Annotated in this window: 21 protein-coding genes and 1 tRNA gene; 12 read left to right on the top strand and 10 right to left on the bottom strand. The window is 73.1% G+C overall.

All coding sequences use genetic code 11. From position 1 onward, the window contains the following. Positions 1 to 127: 127 nt before the first annotated feature. The 3 genes from ABTY15_RS14015 to ABTY15_RS14005 all read left to right on the top strand — a co-directional run bounded on the left by ABTY15_RS14015 (position 128) and on the right by ABTY15_RS14005 (position 2,723). Positions 128 to 1,045, top strand: a complete 918-nt coding sequence (locus tag ABTY15_RS14015; protein WP_350581781.1) for an ABC transporter ATP-binding protein — start codon at positions 128 to 130, stop codon at positions 1,043 to 1,045. Beyond that, positions 1,042 to 2,205 (top strand): ABC transporter permease, encoded by a 1,164-nt coding sequence (locus ABTY15_RS14010; protein ID WP_350581779.1) that lies wholly within the window; start codon positions 1,042 to 1,044, stop codon positions 2,203 to 2,205. The genes ABTY15_RS14015 and ABTY15_RS14010 overlap by 4 nt, the downstream gene beginning before the upstream one ends. A gap of 113 nt (positions 2,206 to 2,318) precedes the next feature. Beyond that, on the top strand, positions 2,319 to 2,723 hold the full coding sequence (locus ABTY15_RS14005; protein ID WP_350581777.1) for a globin: 405 nt from the start codon (positions 2,319 to 2,321) through the stop codon (positions 2,721 to 2,723). Positions 2,724 to 2,751: 28 nt separating this feature from the next. Here ABTY15_RS14005 and ABTY15_RS14000 read toward each other — a convergent pair whose 3' ends face one another. The 5 genes from ABTY15_RS14000 to ABTY15_RS13980 form a co-directional block, all read right to left on the bottom strand. Continuing rightward, complete coding sequence (locus tag ABTY15_RS14000; RefSeq protein WP_350581774.1) at positions 2,752 to 3,477, bottom strand: DUF8185 domain-containing protein; 726 nt, start codon at positions 3,475 to 3,477, stop codon at positions 2,752 to 2,754. A 78-nt stretch (positions 3,478 to 3,555) separates the two neighbouring features. Continuing rightward, a complete protein-coding gene (locus ABTY15_RS13995) occupies positions 3,556 to 3,999 on the bottom strand; it encodes an acyl-CoA thioesterase (RefSeq protein ID WP_350581772.1) in 444 nt (147 codons plus the stop codon). Between the two features lie 109 nt (positions 4,000 to 4,108). Then, complete coding sequence (gene ettA / locus ABTY15_RS13990; RefSeq protein WP_350581769.1) at positions 4,109 to 5,773, bottom strand: energy-dependent translational throttle protein EttA; 1,665 nt, start codon at positions 5,771 to 5,773, stop codon at positions 4,109 to 4,111. A 248-nt stretch (positions 5,774 to 6,021) separates the two neighbouring features. After that, positions 6,022 to 7,458 (bottom strand): Cys-Gln thioester bond-forming surface protein, encoded by a 1,437-nt coding sequence (locus ABTY15_RS13985; protein ID WP_350581767.1) that lies wholly within the window; start codon positions 7,456 to 7,458, stop codon positions 6,022 to 6,024. A 356-nt stretch (positions 7,459 to 7,814) separates the two neighbouring features. Further along, entirely contained in the window at positions 7,815 to 8,402 is a 588-nt protein-coding gene (locus tag ABTY15_RS13980; RefSeq protein ID WP_350581764.1) for a single-stranded DNA-binding protein, read from the bottom strand. 633 nt (positions 8,403 to 9,035) lie between these two features. On the opposite strand from ABTY15_RS13980, the gene ABTY15_RS13975 reads away from it, so the two are divergent. Further along, positions 9,036 to 9,111, top strand: a tRNA-Arg gene (locus ABTY15_RS13975). A 108-nt stretch (positions 9,112 to 9,219) separates the two neighbouring features. Beyond that, the gene (locus tag ABTY15_RS13970) at positions 9,220 to 9,441 is read left to right on the top strand and encodes a hypothetical protein (RefSeq protein ID WP_350581761.1); all 222 of its coding nucleotides are present in this window, start codon (positions 9,220 to 9,222) and stop codon (positions 9,439 to 9,441) included. 28 nt (positions 9,442 to 9,469) lie between these two features. Here ABTY15_RS13970 and ABTY15_RS13965 read toward each other — a convergent pair whose 3' ends face one another. Further along, on the bottom strand, positions 9,470 to 10,084 hold the full coding sequence (locus tag ABTY15_RS13965; RefSeq protein WP_350581758.1) for a TetR/AcrR family transcriptional regulator: 615 nt from the start codon (positions 10,082 to 10,084) through the stop codon (positions 9,470 to 9,472). An 87-nt stretch (positions 10,085 to 10,171) separates the two neighbouring features. Here ABTY15_RS13965 and ABTY15_RS13960 point away from each other — a divergent pair, with 87 nt between their 5' ends. Continuing rightward, positions 10,172 to 10,720 carry a GNAT family N-acetyltransferase gene (locus tag ABTY15_RS13960; protein WP_350581755.1) on the top strand — a complete coding sequence of 183 codons (549 nt, stop codon included), beginning with the start codon at positions 10,172 to 10,174 and terminating at the stop codon, positions 10,718 to 10,720. Between the two features lie 121 nt (positions 10,721 to 10,841). Here the strand turns inward: ABTY15_RS13960 and ABTY15_RS13955 are convergent, their stop codons facing one another. Next, on the bottom strand, positions 10,842 to 12,353 hold the full coding sequence (locus tag ABTY15_RS13955; RefSeq protein ID WP_350581752.1) for an MFS transporter: 1,512 nt from the start codon (positions 12,351 to 12,353) through the stop codon (positions 10,842 to 10,844). A gap of 186 nt (positions 12,354 to 12,539) precedes the next feature. Between ABTY15_RS13955 and ABTY15_RS13950 the strand changes: the two genes are divergently transcribed. The 3 genes from ABTY15_RS13950 to ABTY15_RS13940 all read left to right on the top strand — a co-directional run bounded on the left by ABTY15_RS13950 (position 12,540) and on the right by ABTY15_RS13940 (position 14,757). Next, complete coding sequence (locus tag ABTY15_RS13950) at positions 12,540 to 13,235, top strand: TetR/AcrR family transcriptional regulator (protein WP_350581747.1); 696 nt, start codon at positions 12,540 to 12,542, stop codon at positions 13,233 to 13,235. Between the two features lie 55 nt (positions 13,236 to 13,290). Further along, positions 13,291 to 14,100, top strand: coding sequence for an enoyl-CoA hydratase/isomerase family protein (locus tag ABTY15_RS13945; RefSeq protein ID WP_350581745.1), 810 nt, complete (start codon positions 13,291 to 13,293; stop codon positions 14,098 to 14,100). Between the two features lie 69 nt (positions 14,101 to 14,169). Beyond that, the gene (locus ABTY15_RS13940) at positions 14,170 to 14,757 is read left to right on the top strand and encodes a phosphatase PAP2 family protein (RefSeq protein WP_350581743.1); all 588 of its coding nucleotides are present in this window, start codon (positions 14,170 to 14,172) and stop codon (positions 14,755 to 14,757) included. 15 nt (positions 14,758 to 14,772) lie between these two features. On the opposite strand, the gene ABTY15_RS13935 is transcribed toward ABTY15_RS13940, so the two are convergent. Next, entirely contained in the window at positions 14,773 to 15,996 is a 1,224-nt protein-coding gene (locus ABTY15_RS13935; RefSeq protein ID WP_350581740.1) for an acyl-CoA dehydrogenase family protein, read from the bottom strand. Between the two features lie 127 nt (positions 15,997 to 16,123). Between ABTY15_RS13935 and ABTY15_RS13930 the strand changes: the two genes are divergently transcribed. Beyond that, positions 16,124 to 16,765: a TetR/AcrR family transcriptional regulator gene (locus ABTY15_RS13930; RefSeq protein WP_350581738.1), complete on the top strand. Its 642-nt coding sequence runs from the start codon at positions 16,124 to 16,126 to the stop codon at positions 16,763 to 16,765. A 129-nt stretch (positions 16,766 to 16,894) separates the two neighbouring features. Then, complete coding sequence (locus tag ABTY15_RS13925) at positions 16,895 to 18,346, top strand: cellulase family glycosylhydrolase (RefSeq protein WP_350581735.1); 1,452 nt, start codon at positions 16,895 to 16,897, stop codon at positions 18,344 to 18,346. 29 nt (positions 18,347 to 18,375) lie between these two features. Here ABTY15_RS13925 and ABTY15_RS13920 read toward each other — a convergent pair whose 3' ends face one another. Beyond that, positions 18,376 to 20,400 (bottom strand): M3 family metallopeptidase, encoded by a 2,025-nt coding sequence (locus tag ABTY15_RS13920; protein ID WP_350581732.1) that lies wholly within the window; start codon positions 20,398 to 20,400, stop codon positions 18,376 to 18,378. Positions 20,401 to 20,570: 170 nt separating this feature from the next. Here ABTY15_RS13920 and ABTY15_RS13915 point away from each other — a divergent pair, with 170 nt between their 5' ends. Then, entirely contained in the window at positions 20,571 to 22,283 is a 1,713-nt protein-coding gene (locus tag ABTY15_RS13915; protein WP_350581730.1) for a bifunctional 3'-5' exonuclease/DNA polymerase, read from the top strand. Positions 22,284 to 22,317: 34 nt separating this feature from the next. Here the strand turns inward: ABTY15_RS13915 and dhaM are convergent, their stop codons facing one another. Beyond that, positions 22,318 to 22,710 (bottom strand): dihydroxyacetone kinase phosphoryl donor subunit DhaM, encoded by a 393-nt coding sequence (dhaM, locus tag ABTY15_RS13910; RefSeq protein ID WP_350581724.1) that lies wholly within the window; start codon positions 22,708 to 22,710, stop codon positions 22,318 to 22,320. Between the last annotated feature and the right edge of the window lie 176 nt (positions 22,711 to 22,886).

The raw sequence follows: 22,886 nt of genomic DNA, 5'->3' as shown, positions 1-22,886 counted from the left end.
AACCGGCCGGGCCGGGCGGAGTTCAACCTCCGCCCGGCCCGGCTTTGTTCCCGATTCCTCAGAGAATCCACAAATCAGCACCCCCGGATGTGCACAGGATTGTCGGAAAGCCCTAGGCTCAGGGCACATGACTGCTGCTATATCCGCTGACGGCATCCGCCAGCGGTACGGGGATGTGCAGGCCGTCGACGGGGTGTCGATCACCGTCGAGGCCGGCGAGTTCTACGGGATCCTCGGCCCGAACGGGGCCGGGAAGACCACCACCATGGAGATCCTGGAAGGGATCCGCAAACCGGACGAGGGCCGGGTCGAACTGCTGGGGATGGCCCCCTGGCCGCGCAACCCGAAGCTGCTGCCGCGCATCGGCGTGCAGTTCCAGGCCACCGCGTTCTTCCGGAAGTTGACGGCCCGGGAGACCATCCACACCTTCGCGTCGTTCTACGGGGTCGGCCCCAAGCGGGCCGATGCGATGCTGGAGCGGGTCGGCCTGGCCGACTCCGCCGGGGTGATGACCGAGCAGATGTCGGGCGGTCAGGCGCAGCGCCTGTCGATCGCCTGCGCGCTGGCCCACGACCCCGAGCTCGTCTTCCTCGACGAGCCCACCACCGGCCTCGACCCGCAGTCCCGCCGCAACCTGTGGGACCTGCTGCGGGACATCAACCGCGAGGGCCGGACCGTCATCCTGACCACCCACTACCTGGACGAGGCCGAGGTGCTCTGCGACCGGGTCTCGATCATGGACCACGGGAAGATCCTGCACACCGGCGCCCCGGCGGCGCTGATCCGCGAGATCGACGACACCGTCCGGATCAGTGTCGAGTCGGGTCTGCTCACCGTCGACCGGGCGCGCGAGCTGCTGACCGCGGCCGGCGCCGAGATCGTCTCCGTCGAGGACGACGGCGTGTCGCTGTCCGTCGCCACCCGCCTGCCGGCCCCGGTCCTGAGCGTCCTGGCCGAGCAGAACGCGCTGCGCGGCCTCGAAGTGCGCGGCGCCACCCTGGAGGACGTCTTCCTCCAGCTGACCGGACGGGAGTTCCGCGCATGACGAACACCACGTCCACCGAGCCGAAGGTCCCCGCCCAGCGCGGCGGTCCGGCCGGCGGCGGAGCCGCCGCCGAGGGGCGGGTCAGCGCGTTCGGGAGCCTCTCCCGGGTGATGCTGCGGTCCTTCCTGCGCGACCGCAGCGCCGTCTTCTTCATCATGCTGTTCCCGCTGATGTTCCTGCTGCTGTTCGGCACCCTGCTCAAGGGCGCCACCAGCCCGCACGCCAAGGTCGCCCAGGTCGGCGCGGTGCAGGTGCTGGACTCGGTGCAGGGCGGCGGCCGGGCCGAGCTGGAGAAGGTCCTCCAGATCAGCAAGGGCGACGACGAGGCGGCCGCGCTGGAGAAGGTCCGCAAGGGCGACCTGGACGCGATGATCAAGCAGGGCCCGGACGGCAAGGTCGAGCTGCGCTTCAGCGCCGCCGACCAGGTCCGGGCCGGCGCGGTCCAGGGCATCCTCAACTCGGTCGTCACCCAGGCCAACCAGGCCGTCTACGAGAAGGCCACCGGCAAGTCGCCGGCCTTCGTGCTGGATCCGGCCCAGGTCGAGGACCAGTCGCTGAAGCCGATCCAGTTCCTCACCCCGGGTCTGCTCGGCTGGGCCGTCGCCACCGGCGCGGTGTTCGGCGCCGCGCTCACCCTGGTCGGCTGGCGGCAGAAGAAGGTGCTCCGCCGGCTGCGGCTGGCGCCGGTCAGCGCGCTGTCCGTGATCGCCTCCCGGGTCGTGGTGTCGGTGGTCACCGCACTCGCCCAGACCGCGATCTTCCTGGTGGTCGCGACCACGCCGTTCTTCGGGCTGAAGCTCACCGGCAACTGGTGGCTGATCATCCCGCTGGTGCTCTGCGCGACCGTCGCCTTCATGTCGATCGGTCTGCTGGCCGGTTCGATCGCCAAGACCGAGGAGGCGGCCAACGGCATCGCGCAGATCATCGTGTTGCCGATGTCCTTCCTGTCCGGCTCGTTCTTCAAGATGGACGACGCGCCGGCGTGGCTGAAGACCGTCTCCGAGGTGCTGCCGCTGCGGCACCTGGTGACGGCCTCCGAGTCGGTGCTGAGCCGCGGCGGCGGCGTGATGGACGCGGTGCCCACCATGGGCGGGCTGCTGCTCTTCGCGGCCGTGCTGACCCTGATCTCCTGGAAGCTGTTCAAGTGGGACGACGTGTGAGTCCCACGCGCTGAGCACTGACGGTCGACCGCCCGGTCGGCCGCCGGACCCTGCGGGGTCGTACGCCTTCGGTCCTGGTGTACGACCCCGTCGGCGTCTGCGACCATGGTCGGGTGACAGAGATCCGACGGGGCACGTTCAGCGAGGAGACCTTCTTCGACCAGGTCGGCGGGGAGCCGACCTTCCGGCGGCTGGTCCACCGCTTCTACCAGGGCGTGGCCGAGGACGAGTTGCTGCGGCCGATGTACCCCGAGGAGGACCTCGGGCCGGCCGAGGAGCGGCTGGCGCTGTTCCTGATGCAGTACTGGGGCGGCCCGCGCACCTACAGCGAGCACCGTGGCCACCCGCGGCTGCGGATGCGGCACGTCCCGTTCAAGGTCGACCGCGCGGCGCACGACGCCTGGCTCAAGCACATGCGGGCGGCGGTGGACGAACTCGCCCTGCCCGCCGACGCCGAGCGGCAGCTCTGGGACTACCTCACCTACGCCGCCGCCTCGATGGTCAACACCCCGGGCTGAGGGCTGCAGAGGCCTGAGGGCGGTGCGGTTACCGCAGGCTCAGCCCGAGGCCCGAGCCCGGCGCGGCCACCGTGCGCACGGCCACCGAGCCGGCCGGGGCGCTGAGCCGCAGCCAGCCGCCCGCCCGGTGCACGGTCAGCGGGGCGCCGGGCTTGAGGAAGCCGATCACGTAGGCCGCGTGCACCGCCCGCAGCGGCAGTTCGGGCAGCGCGGTGACCGGGCGGGACCAGATCTCGTCGGCCAGCGCGTCCAGCACCGCGCGGGTGCGGTGGTGCGCCGGGACGGCCTCGCTGCGCTCGCGGAACTCCTGGACCCCGGCCATCAGTTCGGGGTACACCTCGGTCGCCGGCGGCGCCCCGACCGGCCGCCAGCCGGTGCGCGGCGGCAGCAGCCCGGCCCAGGCCGGTCCGGTCACCGGGGCGGGCAGCGCGACGCTGCCCCGCTCGGCGTCCACGCCCTCCAGCAACTGGCCCGCGGAGACGGTCAGATCGACCGGTTCGGCCAGCCCGCCCAGCCGCGCGGTCCGGATCGCCAGCGCGCCCGAGCCGCCCAGCGGCAGCCGTCCGAAGACCGCCAGCACGCCGTCCCCGGCTGCGTCCCCGGCTGCGTCCCCGGCTGCGTCCCCGGCGCTCGGCGCCACCGCCTGCAACCGCACCGCCGCCGCCTTGTCGAAGCGCAGCAGACGCAGCAGGAAGGCGGAGAGGTCGGCGGCCTCCCCGGCGTCGGCGAGGGCGAGACGGACGGTGACGGTCAACGCTGGTCAGCTCGAATCGGTAGGGGCCGTGGGGCCGTCGGGGCTGCGGGGTCGTCGATGGCGTCGGGGCCGCTCGGCTCAGGCGGCGACGACGGCGGGCTCGTCGTCCATGAACCGGGAGAGGAACTCCCGCTCCACGGGCGAGATCCGGCGCGGCCGGCCCGCGGCCAGGTCGTAGGGGACGACGACGGTGGAGGCCCGGACGTACACCGTCTCGGTGCCGTCCTCGTCGACGTCCTTGATCTCGTAGGAGACGGTCAGCGAGGCGCCGCCGATGTGGGTCACCCGGGTCTCGATGGTGACCGGCTCGGGCCGGTGCACCAGCGGGCGCTTGTAGTCGATCTCGTGGCGGGCCACCACGGAGCCGCCCGCGAACTCCCCGGCACCGGCCTCGGCGGCCTGGGTGAACATGAAGTCGATCCGGGCCTCCTCCAGGTAGCGCAGGAAGACCACGTTGTTGACGTGCCCGAAGGCGTCCATGTCGGACCAGCGCAGCGGGCAGGCGTAGATGTGGCGGGCCACGGGTGTTCTCCTCGACGTCAGGTCGCCCGCCGCCGTGCGGTGGCGGCGGGCCGCGGCCCGGCAGGCCGCCCCGGAGGGCAGTCTGCCGGGCCGTGGTGACAGCTGGGTGTCAGCCTCGGGTCAGCTTCTTGTAGGTGGCTCGGTGCGGACGGGCCGCGTCGGCGCCCAGCCGCTCGACCTTGTTCTTCTCGTACGACTCGAAGTTGCCCTCGAACCAGAACCACTTGCTCTCGCCCTCGTAGGCGAGGATGTGGGTGGCCACCCGGTCCAGGAACCAGCGGTCGTGGGAGATGACCACGGCGCAGCCGGGGAACTCCAGCAGGGCGTTCTCCAGCGAGGACAGCGTCTCGACGTCGAGGTCGTTGGTCGGCTCGTCGAGGAGCAGCAGGTTGCCGCCCTGCTTGAGGGTGAGCGCCAGGTTCAGGCGGTTGCGCTCACCGCCGGAGAGCACGCCGGCCGGCTTCTGCTGGTCCGGACCCTTGAAGCCGAAGGCCGACACGTAGGCGCGGGACGGCATCTCGACCTGGCCGACGTTGATCCAGTCCAGACCGTCGGAGACGACCTCCCAGAGGGTCTTCTTCGGGTCGATGTTGGCGCGGCTCTGGTCGACGTAGCTGATCTTGACCGTCTCGCCGACCTTGACCTTGCCGGCGTCCGGGGTCTCCAGGTCCTGGAGCATCTTGAACAGCGTGGTCTTGCCGGCGCCGTTGGGGCCGATCACGCCGACGATGCCGTTGCGCGGCAGGGTGAAGCTGAGGTCGTCGATCAGGATCTTCTCGCCGAAGGCCTTGGAGAGGTTCTCGACCTCGATGACGACGCTGCCCAGGCGCGGGCCCGGCGGGATCTGGATCTCCTCGAAGTCCAGCTTCCGCATCTTGTCGGCCTCGGCCGCCATCTCCTCGTAGCGGGCCAGACGGGCCTTGGACTTCGCCTGGCGGCCCTTGGCGTTGGAGCGGACCCACTCCAGCTCTTCCTTGAGGCGCTTGGCGCGCTTGGCGTCCTTCTGGCCCTCGACCTTGAGACGGGACTGCTTGGTCTCCAGGTAGGTGGAGTAGTTGCCCTCGTACGGGTAGGCGCGGCCGCGGTCGAGCTCCAGGATCCACTCGGCGACGTTGTCCAGGAAGTACCGGTCGTGGGTGACGGCGACGACGGTGCCCTTGTACTTCTCCAGGTGCTGCTCCAGCCAGTTCACCGACTCGGCGTCCAGGTGGTTGGTGGGCTCGTCGAGCAGCAGCAGGTCGGGGGCCTCCAGCAGCAGCTTGCAGAGCGCGACACGGCGCTTCTCGCCACCGGAGAGCTTGGTGACCGGCCAGTCACCGGGCGGGCAGCCCAGGGCGTCCATGGCCTGCTCCAGCTGGGCGTCCAGGTCCCAGGCCTCGGCGTGGTCCAGCTCCTCCTGGAGCTTGCCCATCTCGTCGAGCAGCGCGTCCGAGTAGTCGGTGGCCATCAGCTCGGCGATCTCGTTGAAGCGGTCGAGCTTCCCCTTGATCTCCTTGACGCCGTCCTGGACGTTCTCCAGAACGCTCTTGGACTCGTCGAGCGGCGGCTCCTGGAGCAGCATGCCGACGGTGAAGCCGGGCGAGAGGAAGGCGTCGCCGTTGGAGGGCTGCTCCAGGCCGGCCATCATCTTCAGCACGGTCGACTTGCCCGCGCCGTTGGGGCCCACGACGCCGATCTTCGCCCCGGGGAGGAAGCTGAGCGTCACGTCGTCAAGGATGACCTTGTCTCCGTGCGCCTTGCGCACCTTGCGCATCGTGTAGATGTATTCCGCCACGTGAGATCGCTCCGGCGTCGTCGGGAGTATTCGGCTTGCAGCCTTCCATTGTGCCGCACCCGGCCGGGAGCCCCGAACCGCCGGGGTGACCCCCCACCGGGGTATCGGGCCCCGCCCGTCGCGGGTCGGCCGGGGCTGCGGAAACGCGCAGGCCCGGCCCCCCGCAACGGGTGCGGGGGGCCGGGCCGGGGCCAACAGGTACTGCTACTCAGTGCCGATCTTCAGCGCTGGTCTTCAGCACTGTCGGATCAGGCGGCGTTGCCACCGTGGCGGCCGCGACGGCGCAGGACGAAGACCGCGGCGGCACCGGCCACGACCAGGCCACCGGCGACGGCGGCGAGGATCGGGGTCGAGTCATTGGCACCGGTCTGGGCCAGACCGCCGGTGCCCGGGGCCGTGCTGGTGGAGACCGGGGCCGGGGCGGCGGAGGTGCTGGCGCTGCTCGACGGGGTGCTGGACGGCGTCACCGAGGTGGTCGGGGTGGTGCCGGTGGCCGGGACGGTCGGGGTGCCGGTCGGGGTCACGCCGGTCTGGCAGTCGAGGACACCGGTGAACTTCTTGGTGTAGCCGTTCGGGCCGGTCACGGTGATGTCGTAGGCGGTCTTCTCGGCGACCTTGACGACCACGCTCTCGGTCTTGCCCGGCTGCACGACGACCTGCTGCTTGCCGACCGTCGCGGTGCCGGCCTCGTCACCGGTGTTGGTGACGGACACCCGCACGCCGCCGCTGGCGCACTCGACCTTGGCGCTGCTGTCGATCAGCGCGCCCTTGCCCTGCTTCCAGTTGGCCTTGGCCTGGGCCGCGACGCTCACCTTGGTGGAGCCGGCCAGGATCATGGTCTGGCTGTGGCGGCCGTTGTCGTCCACGCCGCTCATGAAGACGCGGCCGCTGAGCACGTTGGCGTCGGCGGTGGCGGCGATCGAGGCCTTGCCGTCCGGGGTGCCGGCCGGCACGTCCAGGAACAGCTGGGTGTCCTTGGCGATCGGACCGGCCAGGGTGCCGTTGACCGGCTTGCCGTCCTTGTCCACCAGCTTGGCCTTGTCGGCGGCGTCGCCGGAGACGGCCAGCTTCACCTCGTTGGCGCTGGAGTTCAGGACGAACGGGCCGAGCTTGCTGCCCGACTTGCCGGAGGCGGAGTCCGGGGTGAGCGTCAGCGAGGGCTTCGGCTCGGCCGCGACGCCCTTGTTGACGTCGCTGACCAGGTAGTCGCGCAGCTTCTTGGCGTTGTCGTTCTGCGGGACGGCGTTCTTGTCGTCCGAGAACTTCCAGATCGCGGCCTGGGTGCCGGCGGCGGCGTCCGCGTCGGTCAGGTCGTCGACGTGGATCGCCGCGGCCAGGGACTTCAGGTTCGCCTGCGGGTACGAGTTGTCCAGGATCCAGCGGATCTTGGGGGCGTTCGCGTTGCTGTTGAGGGAGCTCGACGACCAGTCCGACTCGTGGTACTTGGCGCCGCTGTCCAGGTAGACCGGGTTGTCGAAGTCGATGCAGTACGTCCGGAGCTCCTCGCCCGCGGCCGTCTTCAGGGTGAAGAGACCACCGTCGACGGTCCGCTTGCCGTCAACGTCGATCTTCTCGCCGAGCATCTTGTTCTGGACCACGGCGGTGACACCCGACGCCGGGGTGTCGGCCGCCGCCGCACCGGCCGCGAACAGGCCGCCACCGAGCGCAAGGCTGGTCGTGAGCATGACAGTGGTTATGCGGGGGAGACTCCGCCCCTGCCTCTGGAACATCTGGGATCCCTCCGGGCCGGGCCGTGCCGATGGGCAGCCCTCGCCGACTTGCTCTGCCGCGGGCGCCCCCTGTGGCGCCTCTGCGGGGTATGAACCAATCGAATCCTATTGAGCCCCAGGGGCCCCGAAACCTCCATGCGAAATCAGGACGATACCGTATCTGTATCGTTATCAACCCTCCCACTTTCCACACAAGCTGACGATCGAACAGAATCCCTCGGCCACTTTCTGTTATCCGGAAGTGATTGGGCGTGCGGGCGCAACAACCGTCTCGATCAACATATTTGTCGACAGTTAAGGTCGCCGAACGGTCAGATCAGCACCCCCTGGCCGTCACTTCCACGCCCCCCACCGGACACCCCGCCACTCTCCCCCACCGCCACCGCCGAGGCCTTGCGCGCCTCCAGTGCGTCCGCGATCCACCCCGGCACCACCTCGCCCGCGGCCTGTCCTCCGGCCGCTGCGGGGCCGCCCGGCGCACCGCCCAGCGCACCGCCCGCCGAGCCGCCCGACACTCCGCCCACCGGGTGCCCGCGCGCCCCCGACGCCCAACGGAACGCCGAGGTACCGCGGGTGAGGTCGTGTCCGACCGATCGCGCGTCGATCTCCACCCTGGTCCGCCGCTGCTCCCCCTCGCCCCACTCCCGCACCCGCAGCCGGCCGCTCACCAGAACCGGATCCCCCTTCGCGAGCGAGCCGATCAGGTTCACCGCCAGCGCCCTCCAGGCCGTCACCGTCAGCCACTGCGTCTCGCCGTCGATCCAGCACTCGCGCTGCCGGTCGTACCGCCGCTCGGTGCAGCCCAGCCGGAAGTTCGCCATCGGCACCCCGCTGCCGGTTTCCCCGTAGCTCACCTCGCTCGCGACATTGCCCATCACCGTCACCTGAGTCTCGTTCACAGCGCACCCTCCGCTCTCGCCGATGCACCGTACGGAATCGACCGGTGCGCGTTGAGAGTGCACTTCCCGAAAAATCCCCGCGCGGAAGTTCCGAAATCCTGTGGACAACTCGGGCCTGTGGAAAACTACTGTCACTCGCGGGGGTGAATTCCAGTCTTCCGGGCAGCCCTTCGCCCTCGACTCTTCGCGGTCATGACAAGAATCCGACCGTACACCATCACCACCAGCACGCCCCCGAACGGCTGTCCGCGCACATCTGCGCACGTCATCCGACCGAAGGATCCCGAATACGCCCCCCACCCCCACCGGCGGCGGCAGTTTCTCCGTGTCGAATCCATAACGGGTGAGGCGGCAGCCCCGTAACGACTGCACAACGTCCGGCCCGGAACTGTCCCAGACCGCTGCACTCACAGCCTTCACCTGCGATTATCGGACCGCTCCACCGAACCGACACACCAACGACGGTGTTGTCGCACCCGGCCGAGGATCTGGGCACCCTTATCCTGTCCCCGACAGGGCGAGGGCCCACCAACCCCCACCCCCACCCTCCGGTACGGGGCCGGACACGCGCGCCCCCAAGCGCTCGTCACCCGATCCCGGCCACGGTCACGCCCACCCGGGCACCGCCGTCCCGCCCCCATAGCTCAGCGGATAGAGCACCCGCCTTCTAAGCGGTAGGTCGCAGGTTCGAATCCTGCTGGGGGCGCCACCTGGCAATTCCCGCCGGCCGCCCGGTCGGCGCCCGTTCCGCCCGGCCGCGGCCGGTCTCCCGATAATCACGCACACCCACCGCGCATAACCCGTGACAATGCGTGTCATGTTCTCCGCAGAAACTCCGCCCCACCCTTCGGCACCAGTTCGGGACCAACCGCGCGACGAGCCCCGAACAACCGAAATCCCGGGCGAATCACCCACCCCCGAGCATTTCCCCGAACCCGCCCGGCTGCTCGCCCGTACCGCCTCGGCCGACCGCGAACTGCGCCTGCGCGCCGCCGTCGGCCTGCCCGGCGGCCTGTGGCAGGCCGGAGCGGAACGGTGATCCGGGCCGGGGGCCTGCTCCGGGGCGGTCAGGCCCCGGCGGCGAGACCGGTCAGGTAGGCGTCCAGCAGGGCCGTCTGCCGCTCGGCCGGGAACTCCTCCGGGGCGAACAGCGCCTGCACGACCAGGCCGAGCACGAAGGCCTGCGCCCCCGCCGCGAGCGCGGCCGGATCGGCCCCGGCGGGGAGTTCACCGAGCCGCTGGGCGTCCGCGACGTGGTCCGTCAGGGCCGCCCGCGCGCGGCGGTAGCGGGCCGCGTGGGCACCCGCGAGCTCGGGGTCGGCGAGCGCGACGTCCCACGAGCCGACCCAGATCCGGTTGTCCGCGACGTCCGCCTCGCCCAGCGGCAGCACGTCCAGCAGTGCCGCCCGCAGCTGGGCCAGTCCGGCGGGCGGCGGGGTGCCGCCGGGCGGGTCGGTGCGCCGGGGCCGGGAGCCGGAGCGCCGGTCGAGCTCCTCCAGGGCATGGCTCAGCAGGGCCCGCTTGTTCGGGAAGTAGTGCGTCAACAGCCCGGTGGAGGCCCCCAGTTCGGCGGCCACGGCGCGCAGCGTCAGCCCCTCGAAGCCCCGGGTGGAGAGCACCCGCCACACCCCTTCGGAGACTTCCAGGCGGCGGGCGTCGTGGTCTCCTCGGGCCGGTGTCATGGCGCTCATCGTACATACCAAACGTTTGTTATGTATGGTCGGACGGAGCACCCCGCACCACCCCGCACCGCTGTGAGAGGCCCGCCCATGTTTGCCGTCCCGCTCGCCGAGAACGCCGAGCTGCGCCCGCTGGAGCCGTGGCAGGCGGCCGAGTTCCTGGCGCACATCGACCGCGCCCGCGCCCACACCGACCCGTGGATCCCGTGGGCCACCCGCTCCACCGACCTCGACTCGGCCCGGGCCACCCTGCAGCGCTACGCCGACCAGCAGGCCGCCGACACCGGCCGGCTCTACGGGATCTGGCTGGACGGCACGCTGGTCGGCGGGGTGATGTTCGTGAAGTTCGACGCGGCCGGCGGCAACTGCGAGATCGGCGTCTGGACCGAGCCGGCCAGCGAGGGCCGCGGGCTGATCACCGCCGCCGTCCGGCACCTGCTCGACTACGCCTTCGTCACCCGGGGCCTGCACCGCGCCGAGTGGTGGACCAGCACGGCCAACACCCGCAGCCAGGCCGCCGCCCGGCGGGCCGGGATGCGGCAGGAGGGCCTGCTGCGCGAGTACGTGCTGCACAACGGCGTCCGCGAGGACTACCAGATCTGGGCCGTGCTGGCCCCGGAGTGGCGCGCCGAGCCGTAACCGCCGGGGAGGCCCGGCCGTAACGGCCGGGGAAGCCCGGCCGTGCCGCCCGACGAACGCGCGGGGCCCGGTGGACACCCCCGTCGTCCACCGGGCCCCGCATCTCCGCCGGTACCGGCGGTCAGGCCGCCAGTACCGGCCGGTCCTCCTCCCCGACCCCCGCCGCGGCCTCGGTGGCCCGCAGCCGCACCGCGAGCAGCAGCACCAGCCCGAGCACCCCGCCCGCCGACAGGAACACCACGTCGACGGCGTCCGTGAAGCTGCCCAGCGCGTGCTCGCGGGCCGCGCCGGCCAGCGAGCGGACGGCACCGAGCGGTTCGCCGGGCTCACCCGCCTCGAACACCCGGGCCAGTAGCGTCCCGAACAGGGCGGCGCCGAGCGCGCTGCCGAGGGTCTGGAAGAAGCGGATCCCGGTGGTCGCGACGCCGAGCTGGTGGGCCGGCGCGGCCTCCTGGACCAGCGTGATCAGCTGGCCGATCAGCTGGCCCAGTCCGCAGCCCAGCAGGGCGAGTTCGGCGCACACCGCCCACAGCCCGGTGGTCGGCCCGCTGAGACCGAGCAGGACCAGGGCGAGCGTCGCGCAGGCCGCGCCGGCCACCAGGAAGGTGCGCGGCGAGTGGCCGCGGGAGGTCAGCCGGCCGACCAGCAGGCCGATCGCGGTCATCCCGGCGGCCATCGGGATCAGGTAGAGGCTGGCCGTGGTCGGGGCGACGTCCCGGGCGATCTGCAGGTAGAGCATCACGTACATGATCGAACCGGTCATGCCCATCCCGACCAGGCCCTGGACGGCGAAGCCGAGGCGCACCACGCGGATCCGGAAGAGCGACAGCGGCAGCACCGGCTCGGCGGCGGTGGCCTGGCGCCACAGGAACAGCACGAGCGTGACCACGGCGACGGCGGCGAGGCCGAGGATCTCCGGCGAGGTCCAGGCGTAGTCCTTGCCGCCCCACTCGGTGACCAGCAGCAGGGTGGTGGCGAAGGCGGCGGCGAGGGCCGCGCCGAGGAAGTCGAGGCTGCGCCGGCCGGCCGTCGCGGGCAGCTTGAGCACGAGGGCGGCGCCGACCAGGACGAGCAGGCCGAGCGGCAGGTTGACGTAGAAGATCCAGCGCCAGCTGAGGTGGTCGGTGAACAGCGCGCCGACCAGCGGGCCGATCGCCATGCCGAGGCCGGCCACGATGCCGCCCATCGCGCCGCCCCTGCCGGCGCCGCGGTCCTCCGGGTCCTTGAGGTGGGCGACGACCACCATGGTGACGCTCATCAACCCGCCGCCGCCGATGCCCTGGAGGGCGCGGAAGGCGATCAGCTGGTCCATCGACTGCGCGGCGCCGCACAGGCCCGAGCCGAGCAGGAAGGTGCCGACCGCGCCGAGCAGGACGCGCTTGGCGCCGTAGAGGTCGCAGAGCTTGCCGTAGAGCGGCAGCAGCGCGGTGGCGGCGAGGGCGAAGGCGCTGACCAGCCAGGGCAGTCGGTCGACGCCGTGGACGGGGTCGAGGTCCCGGACGATCGGCACGGTGGCCGCGGACACGATGTTCATGTCGAGCACGGCCAGCACGATCGTGACCAGGCAGAGCACCATGCCCAGTTTGCGCTGGGCCGGTGTCATCAGGGGCGGTGTCAGGGCAGTGGGCGTCATCGGGAAGTCCCCCCAGGGGCTGCGGAGTCGGGAGCCGGTCCGGTGCGGCCGGCGGCACGGCACCACCATGACAGAATTTTTGTACCGGGTCAATTGTTCAGCCCGGTCGATTCTTCAGCCTGGTCCATCGTTCATCCGGGCACACAATTCAGCCCGGTCAATCTTTGATCCTGGTACGGTCACCCCATGGCTGCGCACCCCGTCTTCGACCTCGGCCCCGACCGCGACCTCGACCTCGACGCGCTCCCGCTGCGCGAGCGCAAGAAGATCCAGACCGGCATCCGGATCTGGCGCACCGCCATCGGCCTCTTCGCGGCCCGGGACTTCGACCAGGTCTCGGTCGCCGAGATCGCGGCCGCCGCCGAGGTGTCCAAGATGACCGTCTTCAACTACTTCCCGACCAAGGAAGACCTGGTCATGAGCCCGATGGAGCAGCACCTCGACGAGCCCGCCCGGGTGGTGCGCGAGCGCGCGCCGGGCACCTCCGCGGTGACGGCGCTGCGCGAGCAGTTCATCGCCGCGCTCCAGCAGCTCGACCCGGCCAGCGGCCTGAGCGACGACCCGGTCGTGCTCGACGTGGTCCGGCTCATCCACCGCACCCCGGCGCTGGCGACCCGCGCCACCGCCGGCTTCGGCCGGGTGGCGCAGGAGCACCTGGCCGCCGAACTCCTCGTCCAGGACCCGACGCACGACGAGCTCACCGCCCAGGTCGCCGCCGCCCAACTGCTGGGCGCCCGGCTGACCCTGACGTCCGACAACCAGCGCCGGATGCTGGCCGGCGAACGCGCCGCGGACGCCCTGCCCGGGGCCCTCGACCGGGCCCGGCGCGCCTTCGACCTGGTCGAGCGGGGGCTCGGCGACTACTGCGCCGCCCCGGCCTGAGGAAGGCCGCCCCGGCCTGAGAAGGTGGGCGCACCACGATCATCCGGAGGTGCGCATGGACCAGCCGCTGCTCACGCGGGACCGCTCCCCGCTGCCCACCCACGTCGACGGGCTGCGCGCCCATGTCGGCGAGGACGGCGTGGCCGTCCTGGAGTTCGACCGGCCGCACCGGCGCAACGCGATCACCCTGGAGATGTGGCAGGCGCTGCCCGAGGTGCTGCTGCGGATCGCCGAACAGCCGGGCGTGCGGGTCCTGCTGGTCACCGGCGCGGGCGGCACCTTCAGCGCGGGCGCGGACATCGCCGAACTCGCCGAGGTCTACGGCGATCCGGACCGGGCGGACGCCTACCACCGGGTGAACGTGGCCGCCGAGGAGGCGCTGGCGGCGTTCCCGCACCCGACCGTCGCCGTGGTGCACGGCGCCTGCGTCGGCGGCGGCTGCCAGCTGGCCGTCGCCTGCGACCTGCGGTTCGCCGCGGATGACGCCAGGCTGGGGATCACCCCGGCCAAGCTCGGGGTGGTCTACCCGGCGGTGCCGACCCTGCGGCTGGCCCGGCTGGTGGGGCCGTCCCGGGCCAAGTTGCTGCTGTTCTCCGGTGAGTTGACGGTCGGCCCGCACAACAGCGCGATCGGCCTGGTCGACCGGGTGGTGCCCAGGGACGAGCTGGACCGGGACGCGCTGGAGTTCGCCCGGCTGCTGACCCGGCGCTCGCCGCAGACCATCGGCGCGGTCAAGGCCGCGCTGGCCGTGCCGCCGGAGCAGGCGGCGGAGGCGCTCGCCCCCTGGGAGCGCCGCTCCCGCGAGGCCCCGGACGTCCGGGAGGGCCTGGCGGCCTTTCTGGAGGGCCGCGAGCCCCGCTTCTGAGCCCCTCGGAGCAGGGAAATACGATCATCCGGCCAACCCGTACCGGATCCCGCCTGGAGCACTCCCCCGATGACCGAGCCCACCACCACCACGATCTGGGCCCGGCGGGTCACCGACGGCGTCGAGCCGAAGAACGTGATCATCGCGATGCTCCCCCTGCTGGGCGGCATCCGGTACGGCTGGGCCGGCCTCGGCTGGGCGGCCTTCGCGGCGCTGTTCGCGGCCGTGATCCCGACCCTGTTCATCCAGCGCGGGATCCGCAAGGGCACCCTGGAGGACCGGCACGTCGGCCACCGGCAGCGCCGGCTGACCGTCATCCCGTTCATCATGGGCTCGGTGCTGACCAGCTTCGCGGTGATGCTCTGGCTGGACGCCCCGGCCGACCTGACCGCGATGGTGGCGGCGATGTTCGCCTCGCTGATCCCGATCCTGGTGATCACGGTCTGGTGGAAGGTCTCCGTGCACACGGCCGTCGCCAGTGGCGCGGTGGTCTGCCTCGGCATCGGCCTGGGCCCGCTGTGGCTGCTGCTCTACCCGCTGGTCGCGGTGATCGGTTGGTCCCGGGTGGTGCTGCGGGACCACACCACCGCGCAGACGATCGTCGGCGCGGTGGTGGGCGCGCTCACCGCCGGGCTCACCTTCTGGGCGGCCCGGTAACGGCAGGCCGAGCGGTCAGCGGATCGGCATCCCCGAGATCGCCCGGGCGATGACCAGCCGCTGGATCTCGCTGGTCCCCTCGAAGATCGAGTAGATCGCGCTGTCCCGGTGCATCCGCTCCACCGGGTACTCGCGGGTGAAGCCGTTGCCGCCGAGGATCTGCATCGCCTGCGCGGTGACCCACTTGGCCGTCTCGCCCGCGTACAGCTTGGACATCGAGCCCTCGGCCGCCGTGAACGGCTGGTTGTTGGCGGCCATCCAGGACGCCCGCCAGACCAGCAGCCGGGCGGCGTCGATCCGGGTCTTCATGTCCGCGAGCTGGAAGGCCACACCCTGGTTGTCGATGATCGGGCGGCCGAACTGCTCCCGGGTCCTCGCGTAGTCCAGCGCGACCTCGTACGCGGCCCGGGCGATGCCGATCGCCTGCGCGCCGACGGCCGGCCGGGAGGCCTCGAAGGTGGCCATCGCGGCGTTGCCCTTGCCGCTCTTCCGGACGCCCTCGCGGGCCCGGGCCAGCCGCTCGTCCAGCTTCTCCTTGCCGCCGAGCAGGCAGCTGCCGGGCACCCGGACGTCGTCCAGGACCACCTCGGCGGTGTGCGAGGCGCGGATGCCGTGCTTCTTGAACTTCTGGCCCTGGCTCAGCCCGGGGGTGCCCGGCGGGACGACGAAGGAGGCGTGGCCACGCGCGCCGAGCTCCGCGTCGACGGTGGCGACCACGACGTGGACGGCGGCGATCCCGCCGTTGGTGGCCCAGGTCTTGGTGCCGTTGAGCACCCACTCGTCCTTGGCCTGGTCGTAGACCGCCCGGGTGCGCAGCGCGGAGACGTCGGAGCCGGCGTCCGGCTCGGAGGAGCAGAACGCGGCGACCTTGACGTCGTCCGGGGTGCCGAACATCTGCGGGGTCCAGGTGCCGATCTGCTCGTCGGTGCCGTTGGCGAGCACCGCGACGGCGGCGAGGGTGGTGCCGACGATGGACAGGCCGATGCCCGCGTCGCCCCAGAACAGCTCCTCCATGGCGATCGGGATGCCGACGCCGGAGGGGTCGAAGTACTGCTGGGCGTAGAAGTCCAGCGAGTAGATGCCGAGCTTGGCGGCCTCCTGGATGACCGGCCAGGGGGTCTCCTCGCGCTCGTCCCACTCGGCCGCGGCGGGGCGGATCACGTCGGCGGCGAAGCCGTGCAGCCAGTCGCGTACGGCGAGCTGGTCCGCGCCCGGGTCCAGCGAGAACGTGCTGCTCATGGTGCTTTCCTCCGCAGAAGGGGTACGGCCGACCGGGGTGTTACCTCGGGTAACATCGTCGGAGTCTGCTACTGATTGGTAACCGGTGTCAACGCCCCGGCCGAGCCGAGCACCCGAGGAGTCGCGCATGTCCCGAGAGCCCCGCCGCGAGCAGCTGCTCAACGCCGCCGACCGGGTCATCCAGCGCGACGGTCCGCGCGCCAGCATGAACGCCATCGCCGCCGAGGCCGGCATCACCAAGCCGATCCTGTACCGGCACTTCGGCGACCGGAACGGCCTGATCACCGCCCTCACCGAACGCCACACGGCCGCCCTGCTGGCCGCCGTCCGGGCCGCCCTCGCCGAACCGCTGGAGCGCCGCGACCGGGTCGAGCACGTCCTGGACACCTACCTGGCCGGCATCGAGGCCCGCCCGCAGGTCTACCGGCTGCTCACCCACCCCGAACCGGGCGACCCGAGCGGCCCGGGCCAGGCGCTCGCCCCCGCACTGCGGCAGATCGCCGAGGAGATCACCCGGGCCGTGCAGAGCCAGGTCGACCTCGGCGCCGACCGCGAACTGCTCGCCGAGGCCTGGGGCCGGGGCATCACCGGCATGGTGCTGGCCGCCGGCGACTGGTGGCTGGAGAGCAGGCCCTGCTCCCGCACCCGCATGGTCCAGGCGCTCGCCGACCTGCTCTGGGGCCGGCTCGCCGCCGCCGCCGACCTGCCGACCGCCGTCCTGCCGACCGGCCCGGTCGAACCCCCGGCCGTCGAACCGGCCGTCGACTGAACCGCCGGAGCCTGCCGGGCCTCGCGCCCGCCAACTCCCGGGCCGTGCACGACCCTTGTGCGGCCCACGGCGGTACGGGCATCATCGGGCCCCGCGAACGCCCGCCCCCCATCGCCGTGCGAGGTCCCGATGCGCCTGCGCCGCACCGCCGTTGCCCTCCTGCTCGCCGTCACCGCCACGCTGGGCGCCGGCCCGGCCCGGGCCGCGGACGCGCCTCCCGCGCGCTTCCCCACCGGCACCGTCACCGGGCCGGACGGCCGCACCGCCCTCACCGACGCCCAGGGCCGCCGGCTCCAGCTGCGCGGCTTCAACCTCGACAAGTACGCCGAGGCCACCGAGGCGGACGTCAAGTCCATTGCCGCACAAGGGTTCACGCTGATCCGGGTGGCGGTCTCCTGGAACCGGCTGGAGCCCGAACGCGGCCGCCTCGACCCGGCCGAGCTGCACCGCCTGCACCAACTCCTCGGCTGGGCCGACCGGTACGGCGTGCTCGCCCTGGTCGACCTCCACCAGGACGTCTACGGGCCGCAGTTCGGCGGCGGCGACCGCGGCATCCCGCGCTGGGCCACCCGCGACGACGGCCTGCCGTTCACCCCCGACCCGGACGACTGGTTCGCCGGCTACTTCCAGCCCGCCGTCCAGGCCGCCTTCCGCCACCTCTACGACGACCCCGACCTGCGCGCCTGGCAGGCCGACTTCTACACCCGGCTCGCCCGCGAACTGCGCGGCCACCGCTCGCTGCTGGGCTACGACCTGTTCAACGAGCCGTTCGGCCCGGTGGACGGCGACCCGACCGACCCGGCCGTGCTCGCCGCCGCCGCCTCCGCGCTGGAGCAGGGCCGGCTCGCCGACATGTACCGCCGCCTGATCGCCGCCGTGCGCCGGGCCGACGCCCGGGCCTGGCTGTTCGTCGAACCGACCGTGCTGGTCGGCCAGGGCGTCCCGACCCGGCTGCCCGGCTTCACCGACCCGCGCCCCGGCGCGCCCCGGCTCGGCTACGCGCCGCACTTCTACGACACCGCCGTCGAGTCCGGCGCCGACTGGGACCCGTCCGGCGGCTTCGTCGAGCGCTACACCGCCGCGATCACCGACTACCCGGCCGCCCAGCGCCTGCCCGTCCTGGTCGGCGAGTGGGGCCCGCCCGACTCCCGGCGGCCGGGCAACACCCAGCTGGTGCGCCGGCAGGTCGCGGCGATGGACGGCTTCGCCGAGGGCTGGACCATGTGGTACTGGTGCCGGGGCACCGGCGGCTACTGCGCGCTCGACCCGGCCGGGCGGCCCGCCCCCGGCGACGAGCCCGCCTTCGGGCCGTACCCGGCGGCGGTCGCGGGCAGCGCGGCGACCACCACCGGCGACGCCACCGGGCGGACCGTGCGGTGGCGCGCCGACGGCACCGGGCACGCCACCGAACTCGTGCTGCCCCCGGCCGCGTTCCCGCACGGCGCCCGGGTCGCCGTCACCCCCGCCGGGGCCCGGACCGAGGTCGACCAGCCGACCGGCGACCGGGCCGGCGGCGTCCGGATCCGCCTGCCGCACGCACGCCCGGGCACCCCGGTGACGGTCACGCTGACCGCGCGCTGACCGTCCCGGGGCGTCGGCGGCGGGGGCGGTTACCCCAGGCCCCGGCGGGCCAGCAGCGGGCCGGTCTCCGGCGCCCGGCCGACCACCGCGCGGAAGGAGTCCAGCGGCTCCCGGCTGTGCCCGCGCGCCAGCAGCTCGCGCCGGAACAGCTCCCCGCTCTCCCGCACCGACCGCCCGTTGCCCTCGAACCACTGCACGGTGTCGGCGTCCAGCACCTCCGACCAGATGTACGCGTAGTACCCGGCGCTGTAGCCGCTGGAGAAGATGTGCTGGAAGTACGCCGTCCGGTAGCGCGGCGGGATCGCGGCCACCGCGATCCCGGCCCCGGCCAGCACCCGCGCCTCGAACTCCTCGGCGTCCGCGATCTCCTGGCCCTGCGGCACGGTGTGCCAGGCCCAGTCCAGCAGCGTCGCCGCCAGGTACTCCACCGTCCGGAAGCCCTGCCCGAAGCCCTCGGCCGCCGCCATCCGCTCGACCAGCCCGGCCGGCAGCGGCTCCCCGGTCACGTGGTGGCGGGCGTAGTTGGCCAGCACCTCCGGGCGGACCATCCACATCTCGTTGACCTGCGAGGGGAACTCGACGAAGTCCCGGGGCACCGCGGTGCCGGCGAACAGCGGGTAGCGCACGTCCGAGAACAGCCCGTGCAGCGCGTGCCCGAACTCGTGGAAGAGCGTGCGCACCTCGTCCCAGGTCAGCAGCACCGGCTCGCCCGGGGCCGGGCGCGGAACGTTCAGGTTGTTCAGCACCACCGGCCGCCGCCCGGTCAGCCCGGACTGGCCGACCAGCTCGTCCATCCAGGCGCCGCCGCGCTTGGACTCGCGGGCGTGGAAGTCCGCGACGAACAGGCCCAGCGGGCCGCCGTCCTGCTCGAACACCTCGAAGACCCGGGCGTCCGGGTGGTGGGCCGTCAGCTCCGGCCGCTCGGTGAAGGTCAGCCCGTACGCCAGGTTGGCGGCGAAGAACGCGCCGTCGTGCAGCACCCGCTCCAGCTCGAAGTACGGGCGCAGCGCCGCCGCGTCCACCTGGTACGAGCTCTGCCGGACCTTCTCCGCGTAGTACGCCCAGTCGTGCGCGGCGAGCTCCTCGATCCCGTCGGCCGCCGCCGCCTTGGCCAGCTCGGCGGCCTCCCGGCGGGCGTTGGCCACCGCCGGCTCCACCAGCCGGGCCAGCAGCCCGGACACCGCCTCCACGGTGCCGGCCGTCTCGTCCTCCACCACGTACGCGGCGTGGCTCGGGTGCCCCAGCAGCGCGGCCCGCTCGGCGCGCAGCCCGGCCATCCGGATCGCCAGCGGGCCGTTGGCCTCCGCCGCCCGGCCGAGCGAGGCCGTCAGCAGCCGCTCGCGCACCGACCGGTCGGTGAGCAGGGCCAGTTCGGGCTGGCCGGAGGTGTTCTTCAGGCTCAGCACGTACTTGCCCTCGTGCCCGAGCACCCGGGCGTTCTCCGCGGCGGCGGCGACCGCGTCCGGGGAGAGCCCGTCCAGTTCCCCGGCCGAGTCGAGGACCAGCGCGGCGGCCCGGTCGGCGGCGTTCACGTTCTGCTGGAACGTCGTGCCGAGGGCCGCGAGTTCGGTGTTCAGCTCGCGCAGCCGGGTCTGCTCGGCCTCGCCCAGCCGGGCGCCGGAGCGGACGAAGGCCGTGTGCCGGCGTTCCAGCAGCCGCAGCGACTCCGGGTCCAGGCCCAGCTCGGCGCGACGCCCGTACAGCTCCTCGATCCGGGCGAACAGCCCGCGGTCCAGGTGGATCGCGTCGTGGTGGGCGGCCAGCAGCGGGCTCACCTCGGCGTCCACCGCGTCGACCGGCCCGCTGGTGTCGGAGGCGGCCTGGTTGCGGAACACCGCGTCCACCCTGCGCAGCAGCTCCCCGGAACGCTCCAGGGCCACCAGCGTGTTGTCGAAGGTCGGCGGCTGCGGATCCGCCGCGATCGCGGCCACCTCGGCCAGCTGCTCGGCCATCCCGCGCCGGTACGCCGGCAGGTAGTGCTCATCCCGGATCTCGGCGAAGGGCGGCAGTTCGTAGACCAGGGTGCTGGGCTTGAAGAACGGGTTGTCGGTCATTTCGCCGACCATACGCGCTGTCACCCACCCTGCCTATGCGCCCCTGGCCGACTTGTCGTACCCACCGGCTACCGTCGAGGCCGGACCACCCGGCCCGCCCGGACCCGCACCCGCCGGACCGCACCCGACCCCACGCAGGCCCGCCCGCGCGCCCGAGAGGAGAAGCCCCCGTGGCACCCAGGACCGCCCTCGTCCCCGACCCGCACGGCCCCGGCGGCCGGATCCAGCCCCTCGACGACGCCGGCACCCCGCTCGGCCCGCCCGAGACCGTCCCCGACCTCGCCGCCGCGGTCGCCGCCCGGGAGGCCGCCGACCACCCGCGCTGGGTCTGGGCCGCCGCCGACAGCGCCTACGCCCCGCTGCTGCCCCGGCTGCCCGACCGGCTCGCCCGCTGCCACGACCTGCGGCTCGTCGAGGCCCTGCTGCTCGCGCACGAGGGCCGGTTCGGCGCGCCGCGCTCGCTCGGTGCCGCCTGGGCCCGGCTGCGCGGCCGGCCCGTCCCCGACGACCTGCCCGAGCCCGGCGCCACCGACGCGGACGGCGGGCAGGACACCCTGTTCGCCCCCGACCGCCTCCAACTGCCGCCCGGCGCCGACGCGCTGACCGCCGTCGTCGCCGTGCACGCCGAGCAGCAGCGCCGGATCGCCGCGATCGCCGATCCGGCCGCCCGCCACCGGTTCCGGCTGCTGGCCGCCGCCGAGTCGGCCGGCGCACTGGTCGCCGCCGAGCTGGCGCACGACGGGCTGCCCTGGCGCGGCGACGTCCACGACCGGCTGCTCACCGAGCTGCTCGGCCCGCGCCCGACCGTCCCCGGCACCCAGCCGAGACGCCTCGCCGAGCTCGCCGTCGAACTCCAACAGGCCCTCGGCGGGCGCCCGTTCAACCCCGACTCGCACACCCAGGTGCTGCGCGCCTTCGCCGAGCAGGGCATCCAGCTCGGTTCCACCCGCTCCTGGGAGCTCAAGGGCGTCGACCACCCCGCCGCCGCCCTGCTGATCCGCTACAAGGAGCTCGCCCGGATCCACGCCGCGCACGGCTGGGCCTGGCAGGACGCCTGGGCGCGCGGCGGCCGGTTCCGCCCCGAGTACGTGGTCGGCGGCGTGGTCTCCGGCCGCTGGGCCAGCCGGGGCGGCGGCGCCCTGCAGATCCCGCGCATCCTGCGCCGCGCCGTCGTCGCCGACCCGGGCTGGCTGCTGGTCGTCGCCGACGCCGCCCAGCTGGAGCCGCGGGTGCTCGCCGCGCTCTCCCAGGACGCCGGGCTGGCCCGCACCGCCGCCGGCGGCGACCTCTACCAGGCGCTGGCCGCCAGCGCCTTCCAGGGCGACCGGGACAAGGCCAAACTCGGTCTGCTCGGCGCCATGTACGGGCAGACCAGCGGCGACATCGGCCCGCTGCTCGCCACCCTGCGCCGCCGCTACCCCGCCGCGATGAACTACGTCGAGGCCGCCGCCCGCACCGGCGAGGACGGCGGCGTGGTCGCCTCCCGGCTGGGCCGGGTCTGCCCGCCCGCCTCCGCCGCCTTCCTCGACCTCACCGAGGCCGACACGGCCGGCGAGGCCGGCGGCCGGACGGCCCGCGCCCGGGGCCGCTTCACCCGCAACTTCGTCATCCAGGCCAGCGCCGCCGACTGGGCGCTCGCCCTGCTCGCGGCGCTGCGCCGGCGGCTGAACGCGCTGCCGACGGCCGGCCCGGCGGACCGCCCGCACCTGGTGTTCTTCCAGCACGACGAGGTGATCGTGCACACCCCGGCCAACCTCGCCGACCAGGTCGCCGCCGCCGTGGCGGAGGCGGGCGAGGAGGCCCGGCAGCTGGTGTTCGGGGACACCCCGGTCCGCTTCCCGCTGACCACCGCGGTGGTGGACTGCTACGCCGACGCCAAGTAGCCGTCCACAGCCTGTGGAGACGCCGGGTGGCCGCTCACAGCTTGCGGAAGGCCCGGGCCTCCTCGGCCGCCGCGACCACCTCGGCCAGCGCCGCCCCGGCCGAGGCGGTGACGGCGGCCGCCACCGCGCCCTCCACGAACGGCGCGTCCACCAGCCGCACGCCCGGGCGCGGCTCGTCCTCCAGCACGGTGACGGCGGTCAGCACCGAGCTCCCGAGGTCCGGCAGCACCACCACGCCCGCCCCGCCGTCCGCGGCGGCGACGGCCCGGGCGATCAGCTCGTAGCTGGTGCCGAGCCCGCCGTCCTCGGTGCCGGCCGCGACCACCACCCGCACGCCGTCCGGGGCGAGTTCGGCGAGCAGCTCGCGCAGCCCGTCCGCGAGCCGCGCGCTGTGCGAGACCAGGACAATCCCCACGTGTTCGCTCATGGCTCCGACCCTACGGGCGGCGGCGCTGCTCCGGGAGGGTGAGCGGGATCCGCGTGTCGCGGACAGGCCCAGGGCCTGTCCGACAATTCGCGCCGGATCAGCGCGCGGCGTTGGGCGCCCGGCTGGGCGTGCCGGCGAAGCGACCTCGTACTGGGTCGTACTCGGGCGTTTCGCCG

The organism is Kitasatospora sp. NPDC097643 (assembly GCF_040302625.1).
GTDB lineage: Bacteria > Actinomycetota > Actinomycetes > Streptomycetales > Streptomycetaceae > Kitasatospora.
This window is presented reverse-complemented; position numbering and strand designations above follow the sequence as displayed.